Origin of the sequence: Streptococcus danieliae, assembly GCF_013415245.1 — a bacterium.
In the GTDB taxonomy this organism is placed as follows: domain Bacteria; phylum Bacillota; class Bacilli; order Lactobacillales; family Streptococcaceae; genus Streptococcus; species Streptococcus danieliae_A.
In genome coordinates, this window is record NZ_JACBXX010000203.1 from 1 (window position 1) to 1,575 (window position 1,575).

Sequence of the window (1,575 nt, forward strand, 5' to 3'; positions counted from 1 at the left end):
GATTATGATAAAATAAAAGGAAGGAAAGGACAGATAAAGAGGGCTAGAATGGACATAAAAGCAGTTTTTTTTGATATCGACGGGACCTTGGTCAATGATAGCCGCCAAGTTCTCAAGTCGACCAAACAGGCGATTGCATCGCTGAAAAAACAAGGCATCCTGGTGGGACTGGCGACTGGTCGGGGACCTTTCTTTGTGCAGGAATTTATGGAGGAACTGAAATTGGATTTTGCTGTGACCTATAATGGCCAGTATATTTTCAGTCCCAGTGGCCTGCTTTATGCGCAAACCCTCTCTAAACAGGAAGTGGCAGAAGTCCTAGCCTATGCTAAAGAACACGGCAAGGAGATTGCGCTGGGGCGTGCAGATGGGATGCTGGGGTCCCGGATTATGTCTTTTGGCATGTCCTCCTTGACCCAAGGCTTGCATCGCTTGATACCGTCCAAGCTATCTAGCCTGGTTACCCAGTCTTTTAATAAGGTTGTGAGTCGCTTTGTGCCCCAGGATTATCAGGAGTTGGAGGCCTTGGCGAGAGAGCCTATTTACCAAATTTTGATGCTGGCAACCAGTACAGAGGGCAAGGAAGTTGCCCAACAGTTTCCCCACTTGAAATTTACCCGCTCCAGTCCCTATGCTTCAGACATTATTAGCCAGGGCATGTCCAAATTGGAGGGGATTCGACTTTTAGGCCAGGAGTTTGGTTTTGACTTAGATCAGGTTATGGCTTTTGGAGACTCGGACAATGATTTTGAAATGTTGTCGGGAGTTGGTTTGTCGATTGCCATGGGGAATGGTTCTAGTCGGATTAAAAAAGTGGCCCAGCACACGACCAGCTCCAATACCGAAGATGGAATCCATGAGGCCCTGTCCTATTTCGGTTTTTTAGGCCAAGAGCCGATTTTTGTCAGTCAGGATACCAGCTTTAATAAGGTTAAGCAGTTCCATGGTTTGATGGATCAGCGGACGCAGGAGGATCCACGCCCTTGGGCTTGCCAGGATGCTGGTTATCGGGCAGCCTTTACGATTGAGGAGCTGGTCGAGTTTGTTCATGCAGCTAGTGCTTCTCCCGCCGAGTTTGAGGCAACCATTAACCAACTGCACCAAGCTATTGACCAAGCCCAGGAGAAAGTCAGTGCTAAAGCAGGAGAACCACAAGTGGATTTGGTCAAGCAGACAGATGCTTTGGCGGATCTCCTCTATTTCACTTATGGTCATTTTGTTCTTATGGGAGTAGACCCTGCCCCGATTTTTGACCTGGTCCACCAGGCTAATATGGGCAAAATGTTTCCAGACGGCAAAGCCCATTTTGATAGCCAAACCCATAAAATTTTGAAACCAGACGATTGGGAAGAAAAATATGCTCCTGAGCCTGGCATCAAGAAGGAACTGGAACGCCAAAAAAGGGCCTACCACAAACACCACAGTCAAAAAGAGGCTGAGCAAAAAGCTGGCTCTATAATTTCTATAGTGGGTAACGACCCAAAATAGGGATTATAGGGCTTTTTGAGGTACAAAAAAAGCCCCATATGACCTATAATGAATAGTGACCAAACCAACATTAGGAGAATCATATGG

Annotated in this window: 1 protein-coding gene; it reads left to right on the top strand. The window is 46.8% G+C overall.

The window, feature by feature from the left end; all coding sequences use genetic code 11:
• Positions 1 to 48: 48 nt before the first annotated feature.
• Complete coding sequence (locus HZY94_RS09090; protein ID WP_179925880.1) at positions 49 to 1,488, top strand: Cof-type HAD-IIB family hydrolase; 1,440 nt, start codon at positions 49 to 51, stop codon at positions 1,486 to 1,488.
• Positions 1,489 to 1,575 lie beyond the last annotated feature (87 nt).